General features: G+C 35.9%; 13 protein-coding genes. All 13 read left to right on the top strand.

The window, feature by feature from the left end:
- The 13 genes from G9G57_RS17430 to G9G57_RS17370 all read left to right on the top strand — a co-directional run bounded on the left by G9G57_RS17430 (position 1) and on the right by G9G57_RS17370 (position 23,623).
- Positions 1 to 6,606: a non-ribosomal peptide synthetase gene (locus G9G57_RS17430; protein WP_164965313.1), complete on the top strand. Its 6,606-nt coding sequence runs from the start codon at positions 1 to 3 to the stop codon at positions 6,604 to 6,606.
- A gap of 39 nt (positions 6,607 to 6,645) precedes the next feature.
- Positions 6,646 to 7,554 carry a GNAT family N-acetyltransferase gene (locus tag G9G57_RS17425; RefSeq protein ID WP_164965312.1) on the top strand — a complete coding sequence of 303 codons (909 nt, stop codon included), beginning with the start codon at positions 6,646 to 6,648 and terminating at the stop codon, positions 7,552 to 7,554.
- A gap of 25 nt (positions 7,555 to 7,579) precedes the next feature.
- Positions 7,580 to 8,551, top strand: a complete 972-nt coding sequence (locus G9G57_RS17420; protein ID WP_164965311.1) for a BtrH N-terminal domain-containing protein — start codon at positions 7,580 to 7,582, stop codon at positions 8,549 to 8,551.
- Between the two features lie 36 nt (positions 8,552 to 8,587).
- The gene (locus G9G57_RS17415; protein ID WP_164965310.1) at positions 8,588 to 10,150 is read left to right on the top strand and encodes a C39 family peptidase; all 1,563 of its coding nucleotides are present in this window, start codon (positions 8,588 to 8,590) and stop codon (positions 10,148 to 10,150) included.
- Positions 10,151 to 10,280: 130 nt separating this feature from the next.
- Entirely contained in the window at positions 10,281 to 13,361 is a 3,081-nt protein-coding gene (locus G9G57_RS17410; RefSeq protein WP_164965309.1) for a cyclic peptide export ABC transporter, read from the top strand.
- Positions 13,362 to 13,961: 600 nt separating this feature from the next.
- Entirely contained in the window at positions 13,962 to 18,464 is a 4,503-nt protein-coding gene (locus G9G57_RS17405; RefSeq protein WP_164965308.1) for a non-ribosomal peptide synthetase, read from the top strand.
- 599 nt (positions 18,465 to 19,063) lie between these two features.
- Positions 19,064 to 19,390, top strand: a complete 327-nt coding sequence (locus tag G9G57_RS17400) for a helix-turn-helix domain-containing protein (RefSeq protein WP_164965307.1) — start codon at positions 19,064 to 19,066, stop codon at positions 19,388 to 19,390.
- Between the two features lie 33 nt (positions 19,391 to 19,423).
- On the top strand, positions 19,424 to 19,747 hold the full coding sequence (locus G9G57_RS17395) for a helix-turn-helix domain-containing protein (RefSeq protein ID WP_164965306.1): 324 nt from the start codon (positions 19,424 to 19,426) through the stop codon (positions 19,745 to 19,747).
- Positions 19,748 to 20,167: 420 nt separating this feature from the next.
- Entirely contained in the window at positions 20,168 to 20,389 is a 222-nt protein-coding gene (locus G9G57_RS17390; protein WP_164965305.1) for a hypothetical protein, read from the top strand.
- Positions 20,390 to 20,899: 510 nt separating this feature from the next.
- Entirely contained in the window at positions 20,900 to 22,039 is a 1,140-nt protein-coding gene (locus G9G57_RS17385; RefSeq protein ID WP_017425866.1) for a polysaccharide deacetylase, read from the top strand.
- Between the two features lie 330 nt (positions 22,040 to 22,369).
- Positions 22,370 to 22,795, top strand: coding sequence for a phage holin family protein (locus G9G57_RS17380; protein ID WP_016819695.1), 426 nt, complete (start codon positions 22,370 to 22,372; stop codon positions 22,793 to 22,795).
- 81 nt (positions 22,796 to 22,876) lie between these two features.
- Positions 22,877 to 23,164: a Dabb family protein gene (locus G9G57_RS17375; RefSeq protein ID WP_017425864.1), complete on the top strand. Its 288-nt coding sequence runs from the start codon at positions 22,877 to 22,879 to the stop codon at positions 23,162 to 23,164.
- A gap of 24 nt (positions 23,165 to 23,188) precedes the next feature.
- Positions 23,189 to 23,623 carry a DUF86 domain-containing protein gene (locus G9G57_RS17370; protein ID WP_102997816.1) on the top strand — a complete coding sequence of 145 codons (435 nt, stop codon included), beginning with the start codon at positions 23,189 to 23,191 and terminating at the stop codon, positions 23,621 to 23,623.
- Positions 23,624 to 23,625: the final 2 nt, after the last annotated feature.

Below are 23,625 nucleotides of genomic sequence, written 5' to 3'. Positions count from 1 at the left end.
ATGAATAAAACAATGGACATAAGCAATATTAAACGGATCGTTCCGATGACTGGAGCACAGAAGAGATTGTCATCTAATGCTTCAAATGCAGGAAAATTCGGTAAGATTAGAGTAGAATTCCACCAAACTATCAGTTGTGAAAAAATATGTGCTGCTGTGAGCAAAACAATTCATCATTATGATGTCTTGCAGTCAGTTATTTATGATAAAGATTCAGATAAAATGGTACAGATGATCCTCTCTTCTATGGAAGAAAAGTTTGTTGAACCACTAGATTTTAAAAACAAGACACTGGTAAATTTCAATCATAGAAGTTGGAGGGTCATTGTTGATGAACAGAATAATGAAATATTCTTTTTGTGGCATCAAGCAATATTTGATTTACCTAGTGTTATAAATATTTTGCAAGCACTATTACACTTCTATTTTTCAGCAGATCACATTGAAGAAATGAATATGAAAGTCTATCAAAAATATTATAATACGTATTTAAAAAATGTTGAAAGCGGATCCAAACTATTTCAAGATACATTTTACAAAGAAGAGAACAATGACCTCTTTTCAAAAAGTCTCGGTAATTCTGATATATTAAAGTCCTCTGAATGGAATTATCTTGACTGCACTAGTGATTTGGATCTGCATCAACTCAATAAAATGATGTTATTTGCTTGGGGAACAGTCCAGCAATCTTATACGAATAATAAAACCGTATTAATGGGAGTAGTTAATAACCAAAGAGGAATTGAGAAACATGCGGTTGGTAATTTCACCAATATTATTCCGCTTCTTTTTACGTGTGAGGGAGACATTTTCGTTTCCGATATTATGGAGTACATCTATGACTCAATAGATACAAGAGAGAATCAGCAGATAGATATTTATGATGTTTGCCAATATATGAAAGAGAGTCTATGGCTTCGTAGTGTAGTGACAATTATCGATGAATCACTGGTCACGGAGATACAGTCAACGTATCCGGTGACCATTGATGGACCAGATGAATCATATTATTCATATCAATGTCCTTCAGATATCATATTTCAAGTCATAAGAAAAAGTGATTCTCAAATTGCATATCGTTTCTTATGGAATGAAAACTTGTTTTTGAATGAAGAAGTATCTGCGTTTTCAACAATGATCCAACAAATACTACAGCAAGTTATGAATGATCAGCATTTGAAAATAAAGGATATACAATTCAAACAAGAGATTGAAGTGAAGGAAACGGTATATGATGGCATGCTCGAAAACGAGCTGTTCTATTTAAATACGGATCGATTTATTCAGAATGAATCCAAATCAGCATTGATTTATGAGCAAGTACATTATAGCTATTCCTGGTTCACTAATCAGGTCAATAAAATTGCGAATTATTTAATTTCTGATATCTACTCTACGGAACGACCAATTGTGATTTTATTAATGGAGCGCTCTGTAGAAATGATGCTGGTCATTCATGCAGTTCTAAAATCGGGAGGCACTTATTTACCTCTTGACCCAGAATGTCCAGAAGAGCGAATTAATTATATATTACAAGATTCTGGGAGTAAGCTGATTATAACAAATACAGGATACAAGCATCACGAAGTCAATACTATATCGGCAAAATGCCTACTAGACAATTCAGTAACTTGTTCTGAGTTATTGGATGTGCGTGCTACAAGCGTTGATATTGCTTATATCATTTATACATCAGGCTCTACGGGTAAACCTAAAGGTGTAATGGTAAGTCATAAGGCAATTTATAATAGGCTACTTTGGATTCGTGAATACTGTGAAATTACAGAAGCAGATACACTTATGTTAAAGACACCGTATACTTTTGATGTATCTTTAATTGAATTATTGCTGTGGTCATTGTGTGGATGTAATATTTGTATTTTACACGAAGGGGGGCATAGAGACCCACAGGCAATGATGAGAGCAATGATAGAAAACAATGTGAGTATTGTCCATTTTGTTCCATCTATGCTTAAAGCATTTGCCTATTATTTTAAAGATAAGCAAATGAAAAATGTGAAATCACTTCGGTATGTTTTTTCGTCTGGGGAGAATCTGAATGCGCAGCATGTTCAAGAGTTTAATTCTAATTTTAATGAGGATGGTCAAATTAAAATTTTGAATTTATATGGTCCGACAGAAGCGGCTGTGGACGTATCCTATTATGAATGTCACACAGTAGAGACTGATCCTATTCCTATCGGGAAGGCAATCCATAATGTAGGATTAAGTTCAATAGATCTCTTTGATAGAATTTTGCCGCCTGGTATAAAAGGACAGTTAGTCATTTCTGGGCTTGCTTTAGCGGAGGGGTATCTTAACCAGCCAGAACTAACTAAAGAAAAATTTATCTTTCATCACGCGCTGAATGAGTGTATGTACAAGACAGGAGACTGTGTATATTTTAAGGAAAACAAAGAGATTGTTTTCTGTGGAAGAATGGATAGACAGGTAAAATTGCGGGGGTATCGCATAGAGTTAGATGAGATTAAGACTGCTATAATGGACTCAGAAGAAATTAATGATGCTGAGGTTGTGCTGAAAAATGATCAGCATGGACAAGCAATACTCATTGCCTTTATTGTACCAAAGAATAATGCGACAACCGTTGATGTACTTAAGGATGAATTAAGTCAACAATTATTAAGCTACATGATTCCAGAACATTTTATTGTTTTGAAAAAACTTCCCGTTAATGCGAATGGAAAAACAGACATACAATCATTAATGAATATAGATATAACAAGCTCTCTAGATGAAGTGTCTGCTACAAGTGTAACAGAAACAGAGCTGCAGCTATATCATCTATGGAGTCGAGTGTTAGGTAAAGGTATTCATCAGTCAGACATGGACTTTTTTGCCGTTGGTGGGGACTCCCTAAAGGCGATTTATCTGATCGCAGAAATGAATGAGGTATTTGACTGTGATTGGGACATCAATAAAATATTTCAATATCCTACGATCGAACAGCAGATACAAGCTCTAAAATCTGAGCAGTTCAATCCTATTTCATTTGAGGAAGAACGTAATTATCCTCAAAAACGAGAGAAAACATATGTGGTCAATGCAACACAACGTAGACTCTATTTTCTTTCTAAGCTAAATAATAATAAAGCTTATAACATTACTGGTGTATATAAAGTAATAGGTCAGTTTGATAAAAGTAAGGTTGAAGGCTTATTTAATGCTTTCTTAGACCAGCATGATATTTTGCGTACTTCTTACTATATTAAGGATCAAGAAGTTGTTGCTGAGGTTGATGATAACTGTAAGGTAACGATAGAGGAAAAAGCGATTGAACATGAACATGATCTTAAGCAGACCATTGATTTATTGTCTCACGGTTTTGAACTAGAACAAGCTCCTTTATTGCGATTGTATATGATTTCTACTAGAGATACTGCTTCAACCTTTTTTGTAGCAGATATTAGTCATGTTATTGCAGATGGAATTTCACTTTCTTTACTGCTTCGTCAATTTAATAGCTTATTTTCTTCTTCAGGCAATGAGTTAATGAGAGAAACCCAATATTTAAATTTTTCTAGAGATAGGGAACTACAAAACGAAGAACAGAAAAAATATTGGTTAAATGAATTGAAGACTATACCAGATAGTCTGCCGCTAAAGACAGATTTTCCAAGACCACAAATATTTACATTTAACGGTAGTACGATTAGTAGAAAATATGACAGGCTTACTTTACAGCATAGTGCAGCCTACTATAAAACTACACCATCTATTATTCTTTTGTCAGCATTGTCAATATTAATTTATAGACAGAGTGGCTACAAGGAATTTTTCATTGGTGTAGTTGTATCAGGTAGAACAGGTAGGAAGACCAAAGATATAATTGGTCCAATGATCAATACGTTACCTCTTTATATCTGTCTTCAAGATAACTTGACGGGTGAAGAGGTAATTCGTTACGTTCATTCTAAGGTATTGGACTTGCTGAAAAATCAGGACTGCCCTGTGGATGAAATTATAGATGATTTACAGTTAGATAGAAAACTGGATTACAATCCACTTTTTAATATTTTGTATACGTTTAATAACGAAGATATAGATTTGGATATGGATCTAAATATAGAGGGAACTCAACTTCAACATATTTCTTATAAACCTAATGCAGCCAAAGTTGATTTGTCTTTATTTGTTTATGAAAATATTCAGACAGTAGAATTTGAGTATTGTACTGACTTATTTGAACAGGAAAGTATTCGAAAATATATGGAAAGATTCCAGAAAATATTATGTAACTTAGATGATACTGAATTGTCAGCCCCAGTATTTCAATGGGATTTATTAATGGATGATGAGAAAGATTCATTATTTAAGGAACCTAAATATGTACAGGATTCTAAAGAGATAACAACGATACAACAGAAATTCGCCAAAATCGTTCAGAAATATCCTGAAAGAGTAGCAATCCAATCTGGAGAGCGGAAACTGTCCTACACTGAACTAGATTATTATTCTAATTGTGCAGCAGCATTACTGCAATCTAAAGGGGTAGGACAAAGAAGTAATGTGGGTATTATACTTGATAACACACCAGAGCTTATTATTTCTATTCTAGCCGTACTCAAGCTTGGTGCATGTTATATTCCAATTGACATTAGTACACCTCTGGACAGAGTAACATTTATTATACAGGATTCTAATATTGATCATATTATCACAGAAAGAACAGACTTTATTGAGTTTAAATCAGTAATATCTATGTCCTCAATAATGACTACGGAAATTGTTGATGATAATTTTAATTTTGTTAAAGGCAATATAAGTGATCTGTGTTACGTTATTTATACATCAGGATCAACAGGAATTCCTAAAGGCTGTAGGCTCAAGCAGGAGGGCGTAATCAATTATATAGAGTGGGCGATAAAGCAATATATTACTGATTTTAATGGAGATAACCCACTTTATTTTCCGATGTTTACATCACCTTCGGTTGATCTTACAGTTACCTCAATATTTGTTCCTTTGCTAAGTGGGAACACAATTGAAATGTATTCTAATGACATAAAGAGCATAATCAAAATTTTCTGTGAAAGTCAGGCGGAGATTGTTAAACTGACCCCAACTCATTTAAAGATCGTTGCTGCCATTAACCTTCAGGAAACGAATATTAAAAAAATTATTGTAGGTGGCGAACAGCTTAATAAATCTTTATGTGATTCTATACGTATTCCTAGGGTTCAACTTTTCAATGAATACGGTCCAACTGAAGCAACTGTTGGATGTATGATCTATGAATATTTACCTGAGGACTCTCAGCAGATAGTTCCAATAGGCACAGCCATTGATAATATGAATGTTTATCTTCTTGATAAGCATAATCAAATCTGTCTTCCAGGCGTTGAAGGTGAACTATATATCACAGGTGTTGGACTAGCTGATGGGTATACTAATTCAGGTATTACGACTGAGAAGTTTGTGGAAATTTCCATCGATGATAACCAGAGCTGTCGGATGTATCGTACAGGTGATTATGGTTATTATCTAAATAATGGAAATATTGTTTATACTGGACGCAAAGATACGCAAAAAAAGGTTAGGGGCTACAGGGTTGAGTTTGAAGAGATTGAAGCTTGTCTTTTGAATGGTTTACCTTTGCAATCGGTATATGCCTTTTTGCGGAATGAGCAAATTATAGTATGTGTCATTTCTCAAGAAATGGATGAAGGGCTTACTCAGACTATTTTGTCTTATGCAAGAAGAAAATTACCTTTGCATATGGTGCCAGATAAAGTGATCCCTTTAAAACAGATGCCGATCCTCACTAGTGGTAAAGTGGATGAAAGCTTACTATCTTCCTTGGCAGATGAAGGAGGTAGAGGCGAGAAAACAGTATTTAGCACAGAAATAAATGAGACCCAAGAAACAATCAGGATCATTTGGGAGGAAATCCTAAATATAAATAATATTGATTTAAATGATAGTTTTTTTGATGTGGGTGGAAATTCAATATTGCTCCTACAGTTGCATAATAAGATAGAACAGTATTATTCAGGAATTGAATTGATGGATTATTTTAAATACACCACGATCAATTCTATTAGCGAATATATTGATTCAGGAATAACTCAACCAATAATAACAGATATAAATCGCTTACCATCACGTTTCTTTACAGGAACTGGTAGACAAGTGAATAAGGCAAACACAGTAATCTCGCTATCTGATGAAGTGATTACTTCACTGGATGACTTATGTAGTCATTACAAAGTTTCGAGAATTCGTTTTATAGGAACTCTGGTGATTGTCATTGTGAGTCATTTTGTGGAATCTTCCCAAGTAGCTGTGACATTCCTTGAGGACGAGTATGAATGGAATTCAATCGTTCCCAAAATGACAGATTTTGAGGGCATATTATCATTATTGCATGAAAATATTAATCAACTGAGAAGTCCACTGACAGAGTTGAGTATTGCAATTTCAAATCATAGTCTTGATCAAAGGCTCAATCATTTTGATATAGGTTTTATACTTAACTATCACAGCAAAGAAATCATTTTAACCTATGATCATCTTTTTCTGAATAGCTCAGAAATCGAGCCGATTGCAGATATGTTGAAGAATATATTATATGGGATGTCGTAACCAAGCATAAATAAAAAATCATTTAGGAGGATTTTGAACATGGAGATAAGCTGCAGAAACTATAAAGATGAGGATTTTACAAGCGTAAAGGATTTTCTTACAAGTATATTTGGAAAATGGTCTGTAGGTTATGTGTTTTTACCATCTAGATGGGAGTATATTGTTCATCATCCTAACATGGTGCCATTAAAAAATGAAGGTGGATTTGGTCACATTGGTATATGGGAAAAAGACGGCGAGATTGTAGGCGTTGCTCATTTTGAAAGTGAACTAGGAGAAGTATATTTAGATGTTGATCCTGAGTATACATTCCTTTATCAGGAGATGATTAAATATGCTGAAGAAAATTTATATGAAGTGAAGGAAGACGGGCAGAAGTGCATTGAATTCCATGTTCCTGAAACTCATGAAGAATTAAAGAATTTATTACATGAACGAGGATATGTACTGCATTCATCCATTTATGAAGTGTATTCTGGTCGTTCACTTTCTGATGATCTATCTAATTTTGATCTTCCTGAAGGATTAATTATGAGAAATATTCAAAAAAAGAAAGATGATGAACAAAGATTACGGATATTATGGCGGGGATTTGATCATGAAGGTGAGCCAGATCCTAAGGATTTATGGATGTCAGATTACATGCAGAGTGCACCAGGTTATAGTCCTTCTTTAAATATGGTTATTCAAAATACAGAAGGCAATTTCGTAGCATACGCTGGACTTTGGTATGATGATTTCAATAAAGTAGCCTATGTAGAACCTGTATGCGTAGATCCAGATTATCGTGGTCAAGGCCTCGCAAAAATGGCACTTATAGAAGGAATGAAAAGATGTAGAGAGTTAGGCGCTGAAAATGTATATGTAGCTTCAGAAATTGAATTATATAAGTCACTTGGTTTTTCACGTAAAGGTGTCAATCCTTCTTGGATAAAAAAATATGACTGATGTTAAGGGGAGCTGACACTATTAAATGATATCTTTGAACAAAGAATTAGATAATATTACTCCTTTATCAGATTTGTTTTTTCATTCCTGTTTCTATAGCGTATTTTTACCAGTAGTTAATTATTATGAAGGTAACATGTTTTGGTTTTTAGTAAGTATAGTTGCACCCTATCAATGTTATTCTGAAAATGGCCGGTGTAGTGTTTATATGGATTATATTCAGGTGGAATTGATTCCGGATTTATTGAATAAACAGGGGCTTACCATGTGTTCTCAGAAAAGAGACGATGATATTACGGATACAATTAGCAAGTCGATAGAAGAGGATACACCTGTAATTATCCGTATTGATACCTATTATTGGCCAGGTCATAAGGATTATTTAAAAGATCATAATAAACATTACATTCTTATCTGCGGCTTTCATTCTCAACAATCTGAATTTACGGTTATGGATCAGGAAGTTTCGGATGGGATTAACTATGGTTTTAGACGAGTATCTATGTCTACTTTAATACAAAGTTATTACGGAGGTTTTGATTTCTTTTTAGAAGATTCATTAGACACTGTATTTGTAGTTAAAAGGACAGGCAATGTATCAAAGGTATCACATAATACAATTATTGAAACTTACAATTGCAATCTCGCATTATACTCTGAGCAGTTTAGCAATGGTCATCATGTATTGGAGGATTTTGCTGAGAGATTTGTAGTACTTTTAGAAGCACAAGCAATTGATAATTACGATGATGTTATTACTGGTTTTAATGATATTAGTAACTTTAAGAGTGCAGAAGTATATATAAATCGAATATTGTATGGTGAACTATCAGCTCAGTGTATAGAGTCAAAAAATATTCATGAGAAATGGACAATAATTAGGTCTTTAATTGCGAGATATATGTATTCTGGGAGAGTTAATAACCCAAGAAAAGTGCTGGAATACATTCAAGAGATTGTTGTTAGTGAGAAATGCTTATTAATGAAAGCATATTAAGGTAGTCTTATTGGCATAGGTAGAGGGGGGAATGTAATGCCATTAAATATACAACCATATCATGCATTTCCACATTTGCCTAAAGGGGCGTTTCAGAGTTGTATTGATGATATAATTGCTACTATTTCGTGTTATTTTAATCGAGATTATCATCTTATGTATTCAAACATGTGGCAGTTTAACTACACTAAAAATGCTGATATATCTTTTGCTCAAAGATTTAGTGGAGACCTAAATGGAGAGTTGGATCTTTTAGAAAAATATCACGGAATACGTATAGAATATCATGAAAGCATTAAACTAAATGAGCTGCTAGAAATCTCTGAGGACGAAATAAGCAATGGTTACCCAGTTATCACAATGTTCGATTCCTATTACAACAGCTGGGATCCTTTTTATAACAAACTGCACAATAAACATGCGTGTCTGATTACGGGGATAAACAAGAAGAATAAAACAGTTTATATCACTGATCCTTATTTTGAAAAGGTGAATGAGGAAGTACCTTTTCAAATACTTGAACGTGCTTCTGAATATTATGGATTAATCAAACTATTAGACAATAACCCGACTATTGATTTAGAAAAATTATTAATTTCGAAAAGTGAAGATTTTATCCGTGATAATGGAATGAAGGCATTCATTTCAGACATCAGTGATCAATGGAGTGATGATCTTTCATTTTTGTGGGATAGAACGAATGAAAGGGATTTTTGGGTCTCAGATTTTTATCAGACATTCAAGAACCAAATTATTTTGAAGAGACATAAGTTTATTACAATCATTGATTTTTATAAAAAAAGAAGCCCTTCTAAACTACTTGATGATCTTATCGACGAGTACACATTTATAATCAATTTTTGGGAAATGTTTATTAACATGCTAACGAAGTCAGCATTCTTAGTAAATCAGAAGCAAGGCTTAAAAGAAAATATTGTAGCCAAAATAAGTGAAGCGGCCCAATTGGAAACGAGTCTTGCTCAAAAAATAATTGAGAATGCAAGTCCAAGAGATTCATTATCATCTAAAGTAGATTTAGAGAAAAAAAACAATAAGCCTTGTGATTATGTTCAAATAAATTTACAATCGTATTTAAATAATAAGGGATTTTCTTATTTGTTATCAGCAACAGTTGAGGCAGATCTGACTGGGGCAGGAGAGTATTTGTTGATGGATAAGCCAATGAATAATAACTTATTTATAGATGAAATACCACTATTTTTTCCTGAAATAGCTCAGTCTAAATATGATAATGTATCATGTACTGGACAGATGATTTTATTTCCCCAAAATAGCTATAAAAAAGTGATATTAATGTGGTGCTCTGAATGGGGGGATAGTGCTGGCTATATAACAATAAATTATAGCAATGGACAATCCAATCGGCATGGCTTTTCCCTTTCAGATATGAGTTTACAGCCACAATTTAACGAAAGGATAGCACTTCCTGTGAAATGCGTATTAAAGGAATCGCTAAACACCAAAGACGCCTACTTATTTCTAACAAAGTTTAACTTAAATTCAGAAAATGAAGTGTCTTCAATACAGTTGCCTAACTCCCCTAATGTTCATGTTTTTGCAATGAGCTTGGAGGTATAAAACATAAAGCGGATCAGTTGAACTGAAAAATTGATCAAAAAAGAACTAATGTCAACGGTTAGTGGTTTTTACTAACGGCTAGACTCGGTTCTTTTTTGTTTACTAAAACTTTTAAGGGAGAATGAATCAGATGTTATCTAAATGGAGACTTTCTTCTTTGATCCTATTACTATTATTTAGTTCTTTGCTGAGCCCATTCACCCCACTGGTTTTAGCGAATAATGAATCTGTCTACAGTAAACTAGATGGCTATATTCAAGAAAAACAAAAGGTCGCAAAGATCCCAGGCTTGGCTGTAGTTGTTGTTGAAGGTGGCAATGAAGTATATGAGTATTATTCAGGGTATAGCGATGTTGAACAACAAAAACACGTTACGTCAGAAACTATATTTGAAATTGGATCCAATTCAAAAGCGTTTACAGGCTTAGCTATTTTACAATTGGAGGATGAAGGCTTAATAAGTTTGAATGATCCTGTAAGCAAGTATGTGCCTTGGTTTTATTTGAAGGATCAAGGAGAAAAAATAGATGTAACCATTAGTCAACTACTATATCAGACTTCAGGTATTCCAACAGAAACGATTGGAGAGATACCCGCACTCAATAGCGATGATGCTTTGGAGCAAACAGTTCGGATGCTGGTGGGACATGAGATCATGCATCATAAGAAGCTACGTCAGGGTGAATTTTTTAACTATGCTACTGTGAATTACGATATATTAGGGCTTATTATTGAGAAAGTAAGCCATCTATCCTATGAAGACTATATGCAACAAAAAGTTATACAACCACTTGGTTTGAAGAGTACTTTTATGCAGCATGAAGATGCAGTTGAAAAGGGGCTTGCAACTGGATATAAGTTAGGCTTTTTTAAGCCTATTGCCTATGAAGCTCCCCGATACCGTGGTAATGTACCAGCCGGTTATATAAATTCAACTCCAACAGATATTGCTACATGGATGAAAATTCAGCTTGGAAATATTAAACCCGCAGAAATAAGTTCATCCATTATTGAAAAGTCACATGAACCAGATAAGACAGTTCCTCCTAATTATGACGGATCTTCTTATGCAGCAGGATGGTCGATCTATCAGTCAGGTGATGGAGAATTGGCACATGGTGGGAGTAATCCAAACTTTTCATCTTTTATCACGATGCGCAAGGATCAGGAACTTGGAGTGGCTGTTATGGCCAATTTGAACTCGGATCATACGGAGACAATAGCCCAAGGAATTATGTCCATATTACGAGGAAGAACACCAGTCGAGCCTGTGCCTGACACTTATAATAGACTGGATCAAATAGCGACGGTCATTCTTGTTATAGGCTGTTTAGCCATCCTCGCATTATTATGTTTAATTTTGTGCACTATCGTAGATATAATCAAAGGAAAAAGGCACCGAGTTAAAATACACAAATGGAAGCTTGTTAAGTTAAGTAATACGCTTCTTATTTTATGTCTTTTTTTAGTTGCTTTATATTACCTCCCCGTAGTTGCACTTGAGAAGCTGCCTTGGGTGGCATTGTATGTATGGAGTCCATTTACATTGATTCCTGCAGTTATCGCTGTAGCGATGCTGGGCGTTATATATGCCCTTTATCATATCCTTACTCAATTGTATGTGTTGGAGAAGGAACGAAGAAACATTTCATTGATTGCCTTTGGATTAATAAGCGGGTTTGGAAATGCATTCATCATATTTATAATTAATCAATCATTTGGTAGAGAAGATAACTTATCTAATGGCCTTCTTTTTTATTTTGCTTTTGGAATTTTAATGTATGCTTATGGTCAACGTTATATTAGTACGAAGCTAGTTGCCTCAACGAATAATATGGTTTATGAAAAGCGTATTGAAATTGTTGGTAAAATACTAAATATGCCCTATCAAAAACTGGAGAATATGGAAGAAGGAAAAGTGCATACCGTGTTAAATAATGATACGGAAGAGGTTAGCAGATCTATTAATGTCATTATTTCAGGTGCTATTTCATTAGTCACCCTGATATGCTGTTTTATTTATCTTGGCATACTTAACCTTTATGCACTGGTCATTTCAATTGCAGTTATTGTTATTGTTGCAGGCTTGTTTTATTTGCTTGGGAATACAGCAGAGAAGCTGTGGGAGGAATCCCGTGATATTCAAAATGTATTTTTTCGTCTGATTGGAGACATGCTCAAAGGTTTTAAAGAGCTTAAATTGAACCAAAGGAAAAAACAGGATTTTGAAAATCATATGAACAGCAGTTCGAATCTATACCGAATAAAAAGAACAAAGGCAGATGTAAGATTTGCTAATGTTAATGTAGCGGGTGAACTGTTGTTCACCTTTGTAATAGGAGTAGTAGCGTTTTTATTTCCTGTCCTGTTTCCGCATCTGCTTTCTTCTACTATTCAAACCTATGTGTTTGTATTTCTATACATGACAGGACCAGTAAATGTAATCTTGGATGCATATCCAACTTTACTTCGATGTCGTATTTCATGGAAACGAATTAAGGATCTTTCAGATGAAATAGAGGAACTGCAGGTCACTGAAAAGTTAATTGAAGCACCTAACATCGTAGAGTCTCAGTTTGAATTATCCATCTGCGATTTGAGATATAACTACGGATCAAATGAAGATTTTACAGTCGGACCCTTTGATATTTCATTTCGTTCAGGGACAATTTCCTTCATAACAGGTGGGAATGGAAGCGGAAAAACAACCCTCGCCAAGTTGCTTACAGGGTTGTATGCACCCGTTAGTGGAGAGATATATTTAAACAAAAAAGCAATATCCTCGGAAGAGTTAAGTAGCCTCTTTTCGGTTATATTTAGTGATTATTATTTGTTTCAGCGTTTATATGGCATAGATTGCACTGGTAAAGAAGATCAAATTAAATTATTGTTACAGCGCTTTCAATTGGATGATAAGGTCACCATACAAGATGGGGCTTTTTCTACTACAATGTTATCTACAGGCCAGAAAAAACGTTTGGCTTTATTAGTCACCTATCTGGAGAATCGACCAATTTGTTTGTTTGATGAATGGGCAGCTGATCAGGATCCCGAGTTTCGAGGGTATTTTTATCATGATATTTTACCAGAACTGAAGGCTCGTGGAAAATGTATTATTGCAATCACACATGATGATCGATATTTTCATATGGCTGATAGCTTAATTAAGCTTGAAAGAGGAAAGATGTTATTGCTGCAAGCTACTGAGTAGGAAGGAGGGGGGATAGTGAAGATGTTTTGTATTCCTTATACGGGTGGATCTTCATTAATATATTATAACTGGAAAAAATATTGAATAAGGACATTGAATTGATTCCTCTTGAATTGGCCTAGCCCCTTTGCCCTTTTAGGATGTAGTATGGGGAGCGGTGTTATTTATGAGGTTATAGAGAGATTATGCTCCTTTAATGTGGAGCATCTTTTTATATCTGGATGTAGACCACCCTATTTGATTAGAAATGAAATATGAAACAGAAGAGGAAATGATACACATACTTATGAAGCTAGGTGGAACCCCGATCGAAGCTTTACAAGATAAAGGCTTTATCGAAACGTTTATTCCAATTATTAGAAGTGACTTTTTTCTCACCAGTTTAAAGCAAAGAAAATAACGGTTCCTGCAACTATTTTGCATGGCACTCAAGAAGAATGCAGTATAGATGATGTTTTAACTTGGAAAGAGTGCTTTGATGTAGCTCCTAAATTTGAATTTTTTGAAGGAGATCATTTTTTTCTTACGAAGTTTCCAAACGAGGTTACACAACTTGTTAATAGAACACTTTTAATTTAGTTATAGGAGGATTGGATCTGAATGAATAAATATGAATCTCTATACCCTCTTACTCATGCTCAAAAAAGAATTTGGTTCATTGAACAGCAATATCCACATACCTCCATTCATCTTCTTGGTGGGTTAATAAAGATCCATGGCGTGCCTGATATCGCAATATTAAAACAAGCCATTCAATTATGCATTGATAAGCATGATGGGCTGCGTCTAGAAATAACGGAGTTGAATGGGCAGCCATATCAACACATAAGTCAAACAGTGAAGGATCAAATTGATTATATTGATTTTAGCATCGAGCATCATAATGATGTAGAAGTAGTATGCAAGCAGTGGGCAAAAGCAAAAATGGCAGAACCATTTACTTTTCTAAATAATCCGTTATACTATTTTGCAATTTGTAAATTAAATGAACATCAATATGGTTATCTCATTAAACTGCACCATATTATTTCAGATGGTTGGACGACTCATATTTTGACTCAGCAAATATGTGATTGGTATACCCAGCTAATAAAGAATAATGAAATAGTGAATGAATGCCAACCTTCTTATTTGGATTATATTGATAATGAACAAATTTATTTGAATTCCAAACGATTTTACAAAAATCGGATTTTTTGGAAAGAAAGATTCAAGAAGCTTCCAGAATATTCGAGTGAAAAAGTAGGCAATGAAGTAGAAGGACAACGTATGTCCTTTGAATTGGGACTTGAGTTGTCTAATAAGCTAAAGGATTTTTCACAACGAAAGCAAATTTCGCTTAATGCTTTTTTCAATGCTTTGATGATTCTATACATCCATAAGATGACCCAGCAAGTCGATATTATTATTGGCTCGCCTGTACTTAATAGATCGGGGCAAGCAGAACGAAAAATGGTGGGTATGTTTACTAGTACAATGCCATTTCGTTTAGAGTTAACTACTGAGGATAGTTTGATGAGTTTCTTACAAATGGCCAATAAGGAGCTTTTATCTTGTTTTGCTAATCAGAAGTATCCCTTTGATTTATTAGTGCAGGATCTTGAACTACAAAAAAAAGGTAGAGATTATTTATTTAATATTTGTGTCAATTATTATAATACTAATCTTGTAAATACAATGGCAGGTATGACTTTAGAAAATGAAGAGTTGCATACTGGTGATCAGCTGTACTCGTTGCAAATGGTCATAACAGAATGGTCAGACCAACATATATTCACGCTTCATTATGATTACAAAAAAAATGATTATCAGGATTATGAGATTAATCAAATGCATCATTACATGATTTTAATTTTGGAACAGATTGTTAGTAATGATCAACTGAAGGTATCAGAAATATCTTTATTATCTTTAGAAGAGGAAAGACATTTGTTATATGAATGGAATCCAAATATTGTGATGGATGATATCCATAGCAAGTCTATTCATCAATTATTTGAAGAACAAGCAGCAAAAACTCCAGATAATGTGGCCATATCCTTTGAAGAGAAAAGCATGACGTACAAAGCTTTAAATGAAAAGGCAAATCAATTAGCACGGTTATTAACAAACAAGTATATTGGGCCAGGTTGCCATGTAGCAATAATCGGTGATCATTGTCAGGAAATTATTATTTCCATGCTGGCTGTGCTCAAGGCTGGCGCTTGTTATGTCCCACTTGATCCTGAGTATCCGAGAGAACGAATTGAGTATATTTTGAATGATGCGAATGTAACTGTAATACTTGCAGACAATGTATATGATCCTGAATTGAAATATACAGGTGAAATTATTTACATCAATGAAGGAAGTACTTACGAAGGGGATTTCGCCAATCTACATTTACCAATTAACCCAGATGCCCTGGCTTACATTATTTACACCTCTGGTACAACTGGTATGCCCAAGGGAGTCATGGTTCCCCATCGGGGCGTAGTAAACTATATTACATGGGCAAAAGAACAATATATTCATAATACAAGCGAAACCTTTGCTTTTCATTCATCGATTGCTTTTGATTTGACAGCCACCTCTATTTTTACTCCTTTAATAAATGGCAATACCATTGTTATTTATAAAAAAAGTACCCAAGAACATGTACTTGAACGTATTGTACATGACAATCGGACTAACATCATAAAGGTAACCCCTGCACACCTAGCACTGTTAGCGAATTTGAAGGTCGATAACTCAGCGATTCGATGCATCATTGTTGGAGGGGAAGAGCTGAGAACAAACATATCACGTCAAATTTATGATGTGTTTAATAGAAAAATAGATATATATAATGAATACGGCCCTACTGAAGCGACTGTAGGCTGCATGATTCATCGCTTCGATCCTGAATTGGATACTAGAATCACCGTACCGATTGGAAGCCCCATTAACAATATGCAAATTTATGTATTGGATTGTAATATGAAATTGGTTCCAAAAGGAGCTCAGGGGGAAATATACATTTCTGGATTAGGAGTAGCATGTGGATATCTAGGGCAAGAGGAACTGACAGCTGAAAAATTCATCTCTAGTCCATTTCGTGAAGAACTACTATTGTATAAGACGGGAGATTTGGGAAAATTTCTAGACAATGGCTTAATCGAGTATCTAGGCAGAATAGATCAACAAGTTAAAATAAATGGCTATCGGATTGAGACAGGAGAAGTTGAGCATCATTTACTAGAACATGAGAAGGTAGCTGATGCGATTGTTACTACACATAACGAAGCAGAAAGAAATTACCTAGTTGCTTTCATTGTAGCAAAAGAAGAAATTGCAATAAACGAGCTAAATCGCTATCTAGCTGAACGAGTCCCTTATTATATGGTACCTATGATTTATAAGTTTATTGATAAAATACCGCTTACAGCAAATGGTAAAGTAAATCGTATTAAATTAAATGAACAGCTTATAATACAGGATGTAAATGAGGAGAGCACTGTTGATCCTACAGAACTCGTCATTATAGAAATTTACAAAAAAATATTAAATATAAATGAAGTAGGCGTTAATGATCACTTTTATCGCATAGGTGGAGATTCAATCAAAGCAATTCAGGTTACTTCGAAGCTCCGCGAGCTGAATTATGATGTAAAAGTACAGGATATTATGACCCATCCCACAATTAAGCAATTGAGCACAAAAATAAAGGAAGGTGAGGGAGTAGTCGTTCCTCAGAAAATGAGTGAAGGAGAGATTAAACCTCTTCCAATCATTTGTTGGTTTTTGGAGCAGAAGTTGAGTAATGTGCATCATTGGAATCAATCGGTATTTTTAAAAATGAAAAAAAACTTGAATGTTTCTATACTGGAGCTAGTTGTTAAGAAGCTATTTCAACATCATGATGGACTAAGAATGAATTATAATTCTAATTCAGGAAATCTGTATTATAATCCAAAGTATTTGGTGCCAGCAGAAGTTGTTCACTACTATGACTTATCAGCTTATGATGAAATCCAGCAGAAGGGTAATATTCAACGCATAGGAAATATCACTAAAGCAAGTTTCGATATTGAATCAAGTGTATTATTTAAAGCTTGTTTATTTGATTGTGGTTATGAAAAGGGAACCTATGTATTAATGACAGCACATCATTTCATTATTGATGCTATGTCTTGGCGAGTTATATTGGAGGACTTTTCCACGCTCTTGAAGCAATTTGAAACCAATCAATCTCTCCAGCTTCCATTAAAAACTCACTCAGTCCAACGGTGGGCTAACACTTTAAATGAATATAAAAACAATGATTTTGCTGATGAATTATTGTATTGGGAAAATGAAATTGCAACTGATTTCTCGTTTATTCGTTCTAACACGAATGAATCCTTAGACTGCACTTCAGAAAAGCTCATTGTAACTAACAGCATTTCTGCAGAGGAAACAGACCTGCTGTTAACATCAGCAAATGTAGCGTATAACACAAGACCGCTAGAACTGCTAGTTACGGCTCTAGTAAAAAGTATTTCTTGTTTCACTGAACAAGATAAAATTGTTATAGAAATGGAAGGCCATGGAAGAGAAGAGATTGCTCAGCATATCGATGTTACCCGTACAGTAGGATGGTTTACATCAATCTTTCCAGTCCTGTTTGAACTAAAAAATCAAGCATTGGACCAACAAATTGTAGCTGTTAAAGAAAAATTAAGAAAGATACCTAACAATGGGATAAACTTTGGCGTCCTACGTTACCTAACACCATTGCTTTCATCTCCAAAAAATAAAAATATTCGGTTTAATTATTTAGGTCAGTTTGATCAGAAGCTATATGATGACACATTTGAAATTGTCGATTCAGCACTAACTGGACATGATGTGGCAGTAGAGAATGAACTAACATCAGTTATAAATATTGTAGCTATGGTCTTGGGGGGACAACTGCAAATATCAATTAGCTTTTCAAGTAATAGCTTTATTGAGGCTGAGATGAATCACTTTCTTTCCAGCTTTATAGATCGCCTTAGAGATATAATTAAACATTGTAGTGGAAAAGAACTTCAGTTGTTTACACCTTCTGATTTTGATAGTGTTAGTCTTTCTCAGGAAGAACTTGAAATGTTATTTGAATAACTTGCTCGGCTAACTAAGTTAAAAAGAAAAATAAGGGATTATAGAATGAAATTATTGAGCAAAGGAGCGAACCCTTAACAACAATGACGTACGTTCACAACAGAGTTTAAAGACAAATCGTTCAGTTTTATGCAAATAAGAGATCTTGGTTAGTGATTATTGAGGAAGATTCTTACCACTTCCGCTTTAAACCTGTGGATTAGACGAATAGCCCCCTTTAAGAAGAAAGGGGGAGAATGACATTCTAAAATAAGCCCGCTGATCATGGGACGAAAGTAGCTATCATCTAAAATACCGTGATAAATACTCGGTATTAGCAATGTACGGTGTCCTACAAATCGCAAAAGAGAACTTCTACTACGAAGCGAAAGAGCAGGAGAGCGTGTCTAAACTACAATATAAGCCTTGTAGAGACTCCTGTAACGAAGAGATTATAGTGAACGTCCTAGATTGTGAGTTTAAGCAGATGGAAATAAAACTCTTCGTGTTAGTGATCTGATATATGTGAAAGTTCAAAAGAAATGGAGTGAATGCTCCCATCATAGTAGACAGTAGAAAAAACAAAAACTTCTACTGCTACAATGATGGGAGTATTTGTCATGTCAAAAAGGAGTCCAATTTCATTAGATGTAAAATTACACGTTGTAAAAAGATGTCTTCAGCAGGATTCAAATCCTCATTATGAAGCGAAACAACTTGGTGTTGACAAAGAAACAGTTAAAGATTGGATAAGAAAATATGAAACAGAGGGTTATGAAGGATTAAAAGAATCCAGAGTCTGGAAAGCATACTCACAGGAGCTCAAGCAGGCTGCGATTAGAGATGTGTTATCCGGAAATTATTCTATACGAGAAGCGACAAAATACCACCACATCTCGAGTAACAGTGTATTAACGAATTGGATTTCAAAGTATACTTGTAGGTGAGAAATAAAACCTACTCGTAAAGGGAAATCTCGAATGAATAAAGGACGCAAAACTACTTTTGAAGAGCGCATTGAAATTGCACAGTATACCATTGCAAACCAGCTGGATTATCAGGGATTCATAAAGAAATACGATGTTTCCTACCAGCAGGTGTACGCTTGGGTTCGCAAATATCAATCTGGCAAGGAGGAGGCGCTTAGGGATCATCGTGGCCGTAGCAAGCCTGCGGAAGAACCTGATGAGAATGAGCGTCTTAAACTTCGGATTAAAGAACTAGAAGCGCGCAACGAGTACTTAGAAATGGAGAATGCCCTTGAAAAAAAGTTGGCAGAGATCCGGCGAAGAAATACACGCTAACCCTCGTTCGACATGTAGACTTGTATCAAGCGATTCAAGAACTACACACGGAGAAGGGCTATGCCATCATAGCGTTATGTAAGCTTGCTAACGTCGCCAGATCTGTCTATAATAAATGGCTGAAGTGGAAACCCTCCACACGAGAACTTGAATATCTTTCAAACTTGAAGAGCCAGTTACGGTTTACAACTTTACGGTAGTGGACTACCATACGTATTATGTAACGGATTGGGCATTTGGGTGCATAATACGGGTTGCGAGGTTGTGGATGTTAGTAAGTACAAGAAATGGACTAGTGTAGGGTCTCAAAAAGACTGGTTGAAAGATAAGGGTCTTAAAGAAGGAAAGCAATATAGAACTGATATATTGAAGACTGATGAGAATGATAAAAATGGTACTCTATATTAAAAAAAAGAAGATATGATTAAAGCAATTGAGATTGATAATTTATTTAGATGTATTGTTATTAAGAGGGGTGAAAGTTTCGAACAATATTCAAACGTACTATTTCATCAGGAATATTATTCATCTATTGATGAGGGAGACTATGAATATTATTTAGGCTTTACAAATAAGAATTTATTTCTTGACAATTATCTGGATGAAGTTGAAAAGAGATTTGAAGTACCATTAATAGAATAGGCAACTGGAGAGACCTTGAGGACGACAATCCTCAAGGTATTCTTTATATCAATACCTAGTACCAAGTAAACGGGTTAAATGATACTCCTCTACGACACTCCATATTCTATTAGATATACAATACCCTCAGATACCACTGCTATTTTGCTCCAAGCACCTTACATTCATTTCCTTCCAGTAGGCTCTAGGCTCCATCAAAAGAATCTACTACCACTTTTATTCTTCTAAACTCAGTCGATTTATTCACAACTTTGTAACTTATTTGGTAAGATGGATTGCGAGATTGTTTTCAAATTGTTTTACTATATTTACCTACTATAGTCTGGTAATCTATTAATATGTATAGGGGGCCAAAAGACGTCCGGTTCAGTCGGTTGAGATGCGTTTATGTTCTATATGTTGAGTGAATGTCTATATTGCCATGTCTATATCGTCATGTCTGTATAACTTCATAGACAAGCTAGAGATAGCTCCCGCACATTATAAAATACAGCACAGGATGGTGTAATGATGAAGCTTTTAAAAGTAAAATGGATGGCTGTATGCTTGATGGCAATCTGTTGTTTGGGGTTGCTGGGTAGTATACATACGAATACAGTGAGTGCACAAGCGAAGGCTCCTTTACTTGGGGTCAATGATGTGTTGCTAGATTCGAATACAATTAAGCCCGTAATGGAAAATGATAAGTTGTATGTTCCTATCGTGACACTGGGGCAAAAGATGGGCATTTCTACTTCGGCCAATGGAAATACATTGGTGCTGACTGGGCATAATCGCAGCTTTACGCTGGATTTGAACAAGGGTGATGTGTTTGAACGTGGAGGACGTACGATGGTGCCAATCCGCACTTTGACCGATGCGTTTGGCTTCACTATTACGATTCCTACGAGTAATGTGTATCGAATTCAGAATGCAAACGCTAGTTTGTCTGATGCTCAGTTCTTGAATACATTTGCGGCAGAAATTAAACAGTATGCAGCTGTTAAGCCAGGCAAAACTAGCAATACAGGCAGCACGGAAAATGCCAAGCCTTCCAGCCGTACAATCTATTTGAGCTTTGATGATGGTCCAACGGCGCACACGTCGCAGCTGCTGGATATTCTGGACAAATATAATGCCAAGGCTACGTTCTTCATGCTAGGGCCTGAAATTCGCCAACATAGCGCAGTAATGAAGAGAATGGTAGACGCGGGGCATGGCTTGGGCCTGCATGGGATGACACACCAGGTGAAAAAGATCTATGCATCCCCGGCAGCGGCATTGGCAGAGATGAATCAGGATAATGAGATTTTATTTAAGGCCACAGGGAAACGCACTTCTTTGATTCGTACACCTTATGGCAGCAAACCCTATTTGAAGAAAGCATACCGCGATCAACTGACGGGTGCAGGCTATCATATTTGGGACTGGAACATAGATTCGAATGATTGGCGTTATACTAAAAATCCAGAGCATTTTGTACAGACTGTCCTCAGTGATATTAAGAGATTGAAAAAGCAAGGCAGAACACCAGTCGTTCTTATGCATGATAAGCCATCTACGATCAAGGTGCTTCCACAAATCATGGCGGCTTTGCAGAAAGAAGGATATTCGTTCGAGCCGTTAAATGATAACCTGACTCCGCTTAATTTTTGGAATGATCACCGTTAATTGAATAAATTTGAAAGGAAAGCAGGCTGCCCTACTTCAATTTTTTGAGAGGGGTAGCCTGTTTTTTATATAACGATAAGCAGAAACAAAGCGTTATGGATAAAGTAGATGCACAATTGTTATATTCCCTCAAAAAATAAGTAAGGCACCTTTATCGCTCCTTTATAGGGGCTTTGAAGGTGCTTTTATTGTATTTGCTCGGAAATGGTGAATTTCACAGCTTGTTTTATATGAATCTATGAATTGATATCTATGCACAGGTCATATGACTTTACGGGTGACGACGTCGCTGCATATATTACAATAACCGCCCCGAGAGGAGGAGCAGGTATGAATATTAATCCGAGTATGTTTAGTATGATTTGTGCCACCGCAGGAGCCATTATTACGTTTGCCTTTGGCGGCTGGAATCAGCTTATGGTGCTATTCACGGTTGCCATGGCTGTTGATTATGTAACTGGAGTCGCTGCTGCCGTGAAGACTGGACAAGGGTTAAGCAGTAAAGCTGGCTTTTGGGGGTTGGCGAGAAAGGCTTTAATGCTCATGGTGATTTCTTTGGCGCATCATATGGATCTTCTGATGGGTACGGAAATCATGAAGGGGGCGGCAACGTATTTTTATTTATCCAACGAATTGATCTCGATTACGGAAAACTGTTCACGAATGGGTCTGCCGCTGCCACCGAAGCTTAAGAATTTTTTTGCCCTACTAAAGGACAAGGAGTCTGATGGTAAAAATGGTGGAAAAGATCGCTAAGATTACAAAGTTTCTTTCCGTATGTGGGGCGTTATGATAAAATTTTCAAGAGAACATTTTTAAGATAAGGAGCCTATACGCATGATTAAACATATTGTTTTGTTCAAATTGAAAGACCGCTCCCCTGAAAGCATTGAACATACGGCATCTATTTTGCGCAGCATGACTGGCAAGATCAAGGAGCTGCTGTCACTTGAAGTAGGTACGGATGTGATTCGTTCGGAACGTTCTTATGATATTTCCCTTACCGCTGTGGTAGAAACACTGGAAGACTTGCAAACGTATCAGGTACACCCTGTTCATCAGGAAATTATTGTACACATGAATGAAGTGAAGGATGTATCTATCGCAGTTGATTATGAAATCTAAAGCGGTTACTGGAGGTGCAGAACTTTGTATTATGTCAACCGGGAACAAATTGAGCTTCGACTAGGGGCTGTTCCCGACATTGTCGACGGCCTTCGCCAGACATCCGCCGCCTGGAAAGGCGATCTGTTGCAGGGGCTAGTGCAGGAGCGGTGTCTTCATCTGGCCATTGAGACGGTAACGGACGTAGGGAGCTATATCATCGACGGGTTTATTATGCGTGACGCCAGTAGCTATGAGGACATTATCGGTATCATTCATGAGGAAGGTGTATTGGATGATACCGTATTTCATTCACTATTAGAGCTGGTAGCCTTGCGCAAACCCTTAGTACAGGAGTATTTTCATTGGGACCGGACAAGCCTTCACCCACTCACACCTAAGCTGCCTGGGTTGCTGGAGCTTTTTGTATCTAGCGTGCACGATTATTTAAATAAGGAATTGGGTCCTGAGGGAGTGTAAAG

The organism is Paenibacillus sp. EKM211P, from assembly GCF_011066175.1.
GTDB classification, from domain to species: Bacteria; Bacillota; Bacilli; order Paenibacillales; family Paenibacillaceae; genus Paenibacillus; species Paenibacillus polymyxa.
The sequence above is the reverse complement of the archived record's forward strand: the minus strand, read 5'-3'. Positions and strand labels throughout refer to the sequence as shown.

Coding starts and splice junctions, on each gene's coding strand:
- G9G57_RS17430 (WP_164965313.1), top strand. CDS start 1: ATGAATAAAACAATGGACATAAGCAATATTAAACGGATCGTTCCGATG.
- G9G57_RS17425 (WP_164965312.1), top strand. CDS start 6,646: ATGGAGATAAGCTGCAGAAACTATAAAGATGAGGATTTTACAAGCGTA.
- G9G57_RS17420 (WP_164965311.1), top strand. CDS start 7,580: ATGATATCTTTGAACAAAGAATTAGATAATATTACTCCTTTATCAGAT.
- G9G57_RS17415 (WP_164965310.1), top strand. CDS start 8,588: ATGCCATTAAATATACAACCATATCATGCATTTCCACATTTGCCTAAA.
- G9G57_RS17410 (WP_164965309.1), top strand. CDS start 10,281: ATGTTATCTAAATGGAGACTTTCTTCTTTGATCCTATTACTATTATTT.
- G9G57_RS17405 (WP_164965308.1), top strand. CDS start 13,962: ATGAATAAATATGAATCTCTATACCCTCTTACTCATGCTCAAAAAAGA.
- G9G57_RS17400 (WP_164965307.1), top strand. CDS start 19,064: ATGTCAAAAAGGAGTCCAATTTCATTAGATGTAAAATTACACGTTGTA.
- G9G57_RS17395 (WP_164965306.1), top strand. CDS start 19,424: ATGAATAAAGGACGCAAAACTACTTTTGAAGAGCGCATTGAAATTGCA.
- G9G57_RS17390 (WP_164965305.1), top strand. CDS start 20,168: ATGATTAAAGCAATTGAGATTGATAATTTATTTAGATGTATTGTTATT.
- G9G57_RS17385 (WP_017425866.1), top strand. CDS start 20,900: ATGAAGCTTTTAAAAGTAAAATGGATGGCTGTATGCTTGATGGCAATC.
- G9G57_RS17380 (WP_016819695.1), top strand. CDS start 22,370: ATGAATATTAATCCGAGTATGTTTAGTATGATTTGTGCCACCGCAGGA.
- G9G57_RS17375 (WP_017425864.1), top strand. CDS start 22,877: ATGATTAAACATATTGTTTTGTTCAAATTGAAAGACCGCTCCCCTGAA.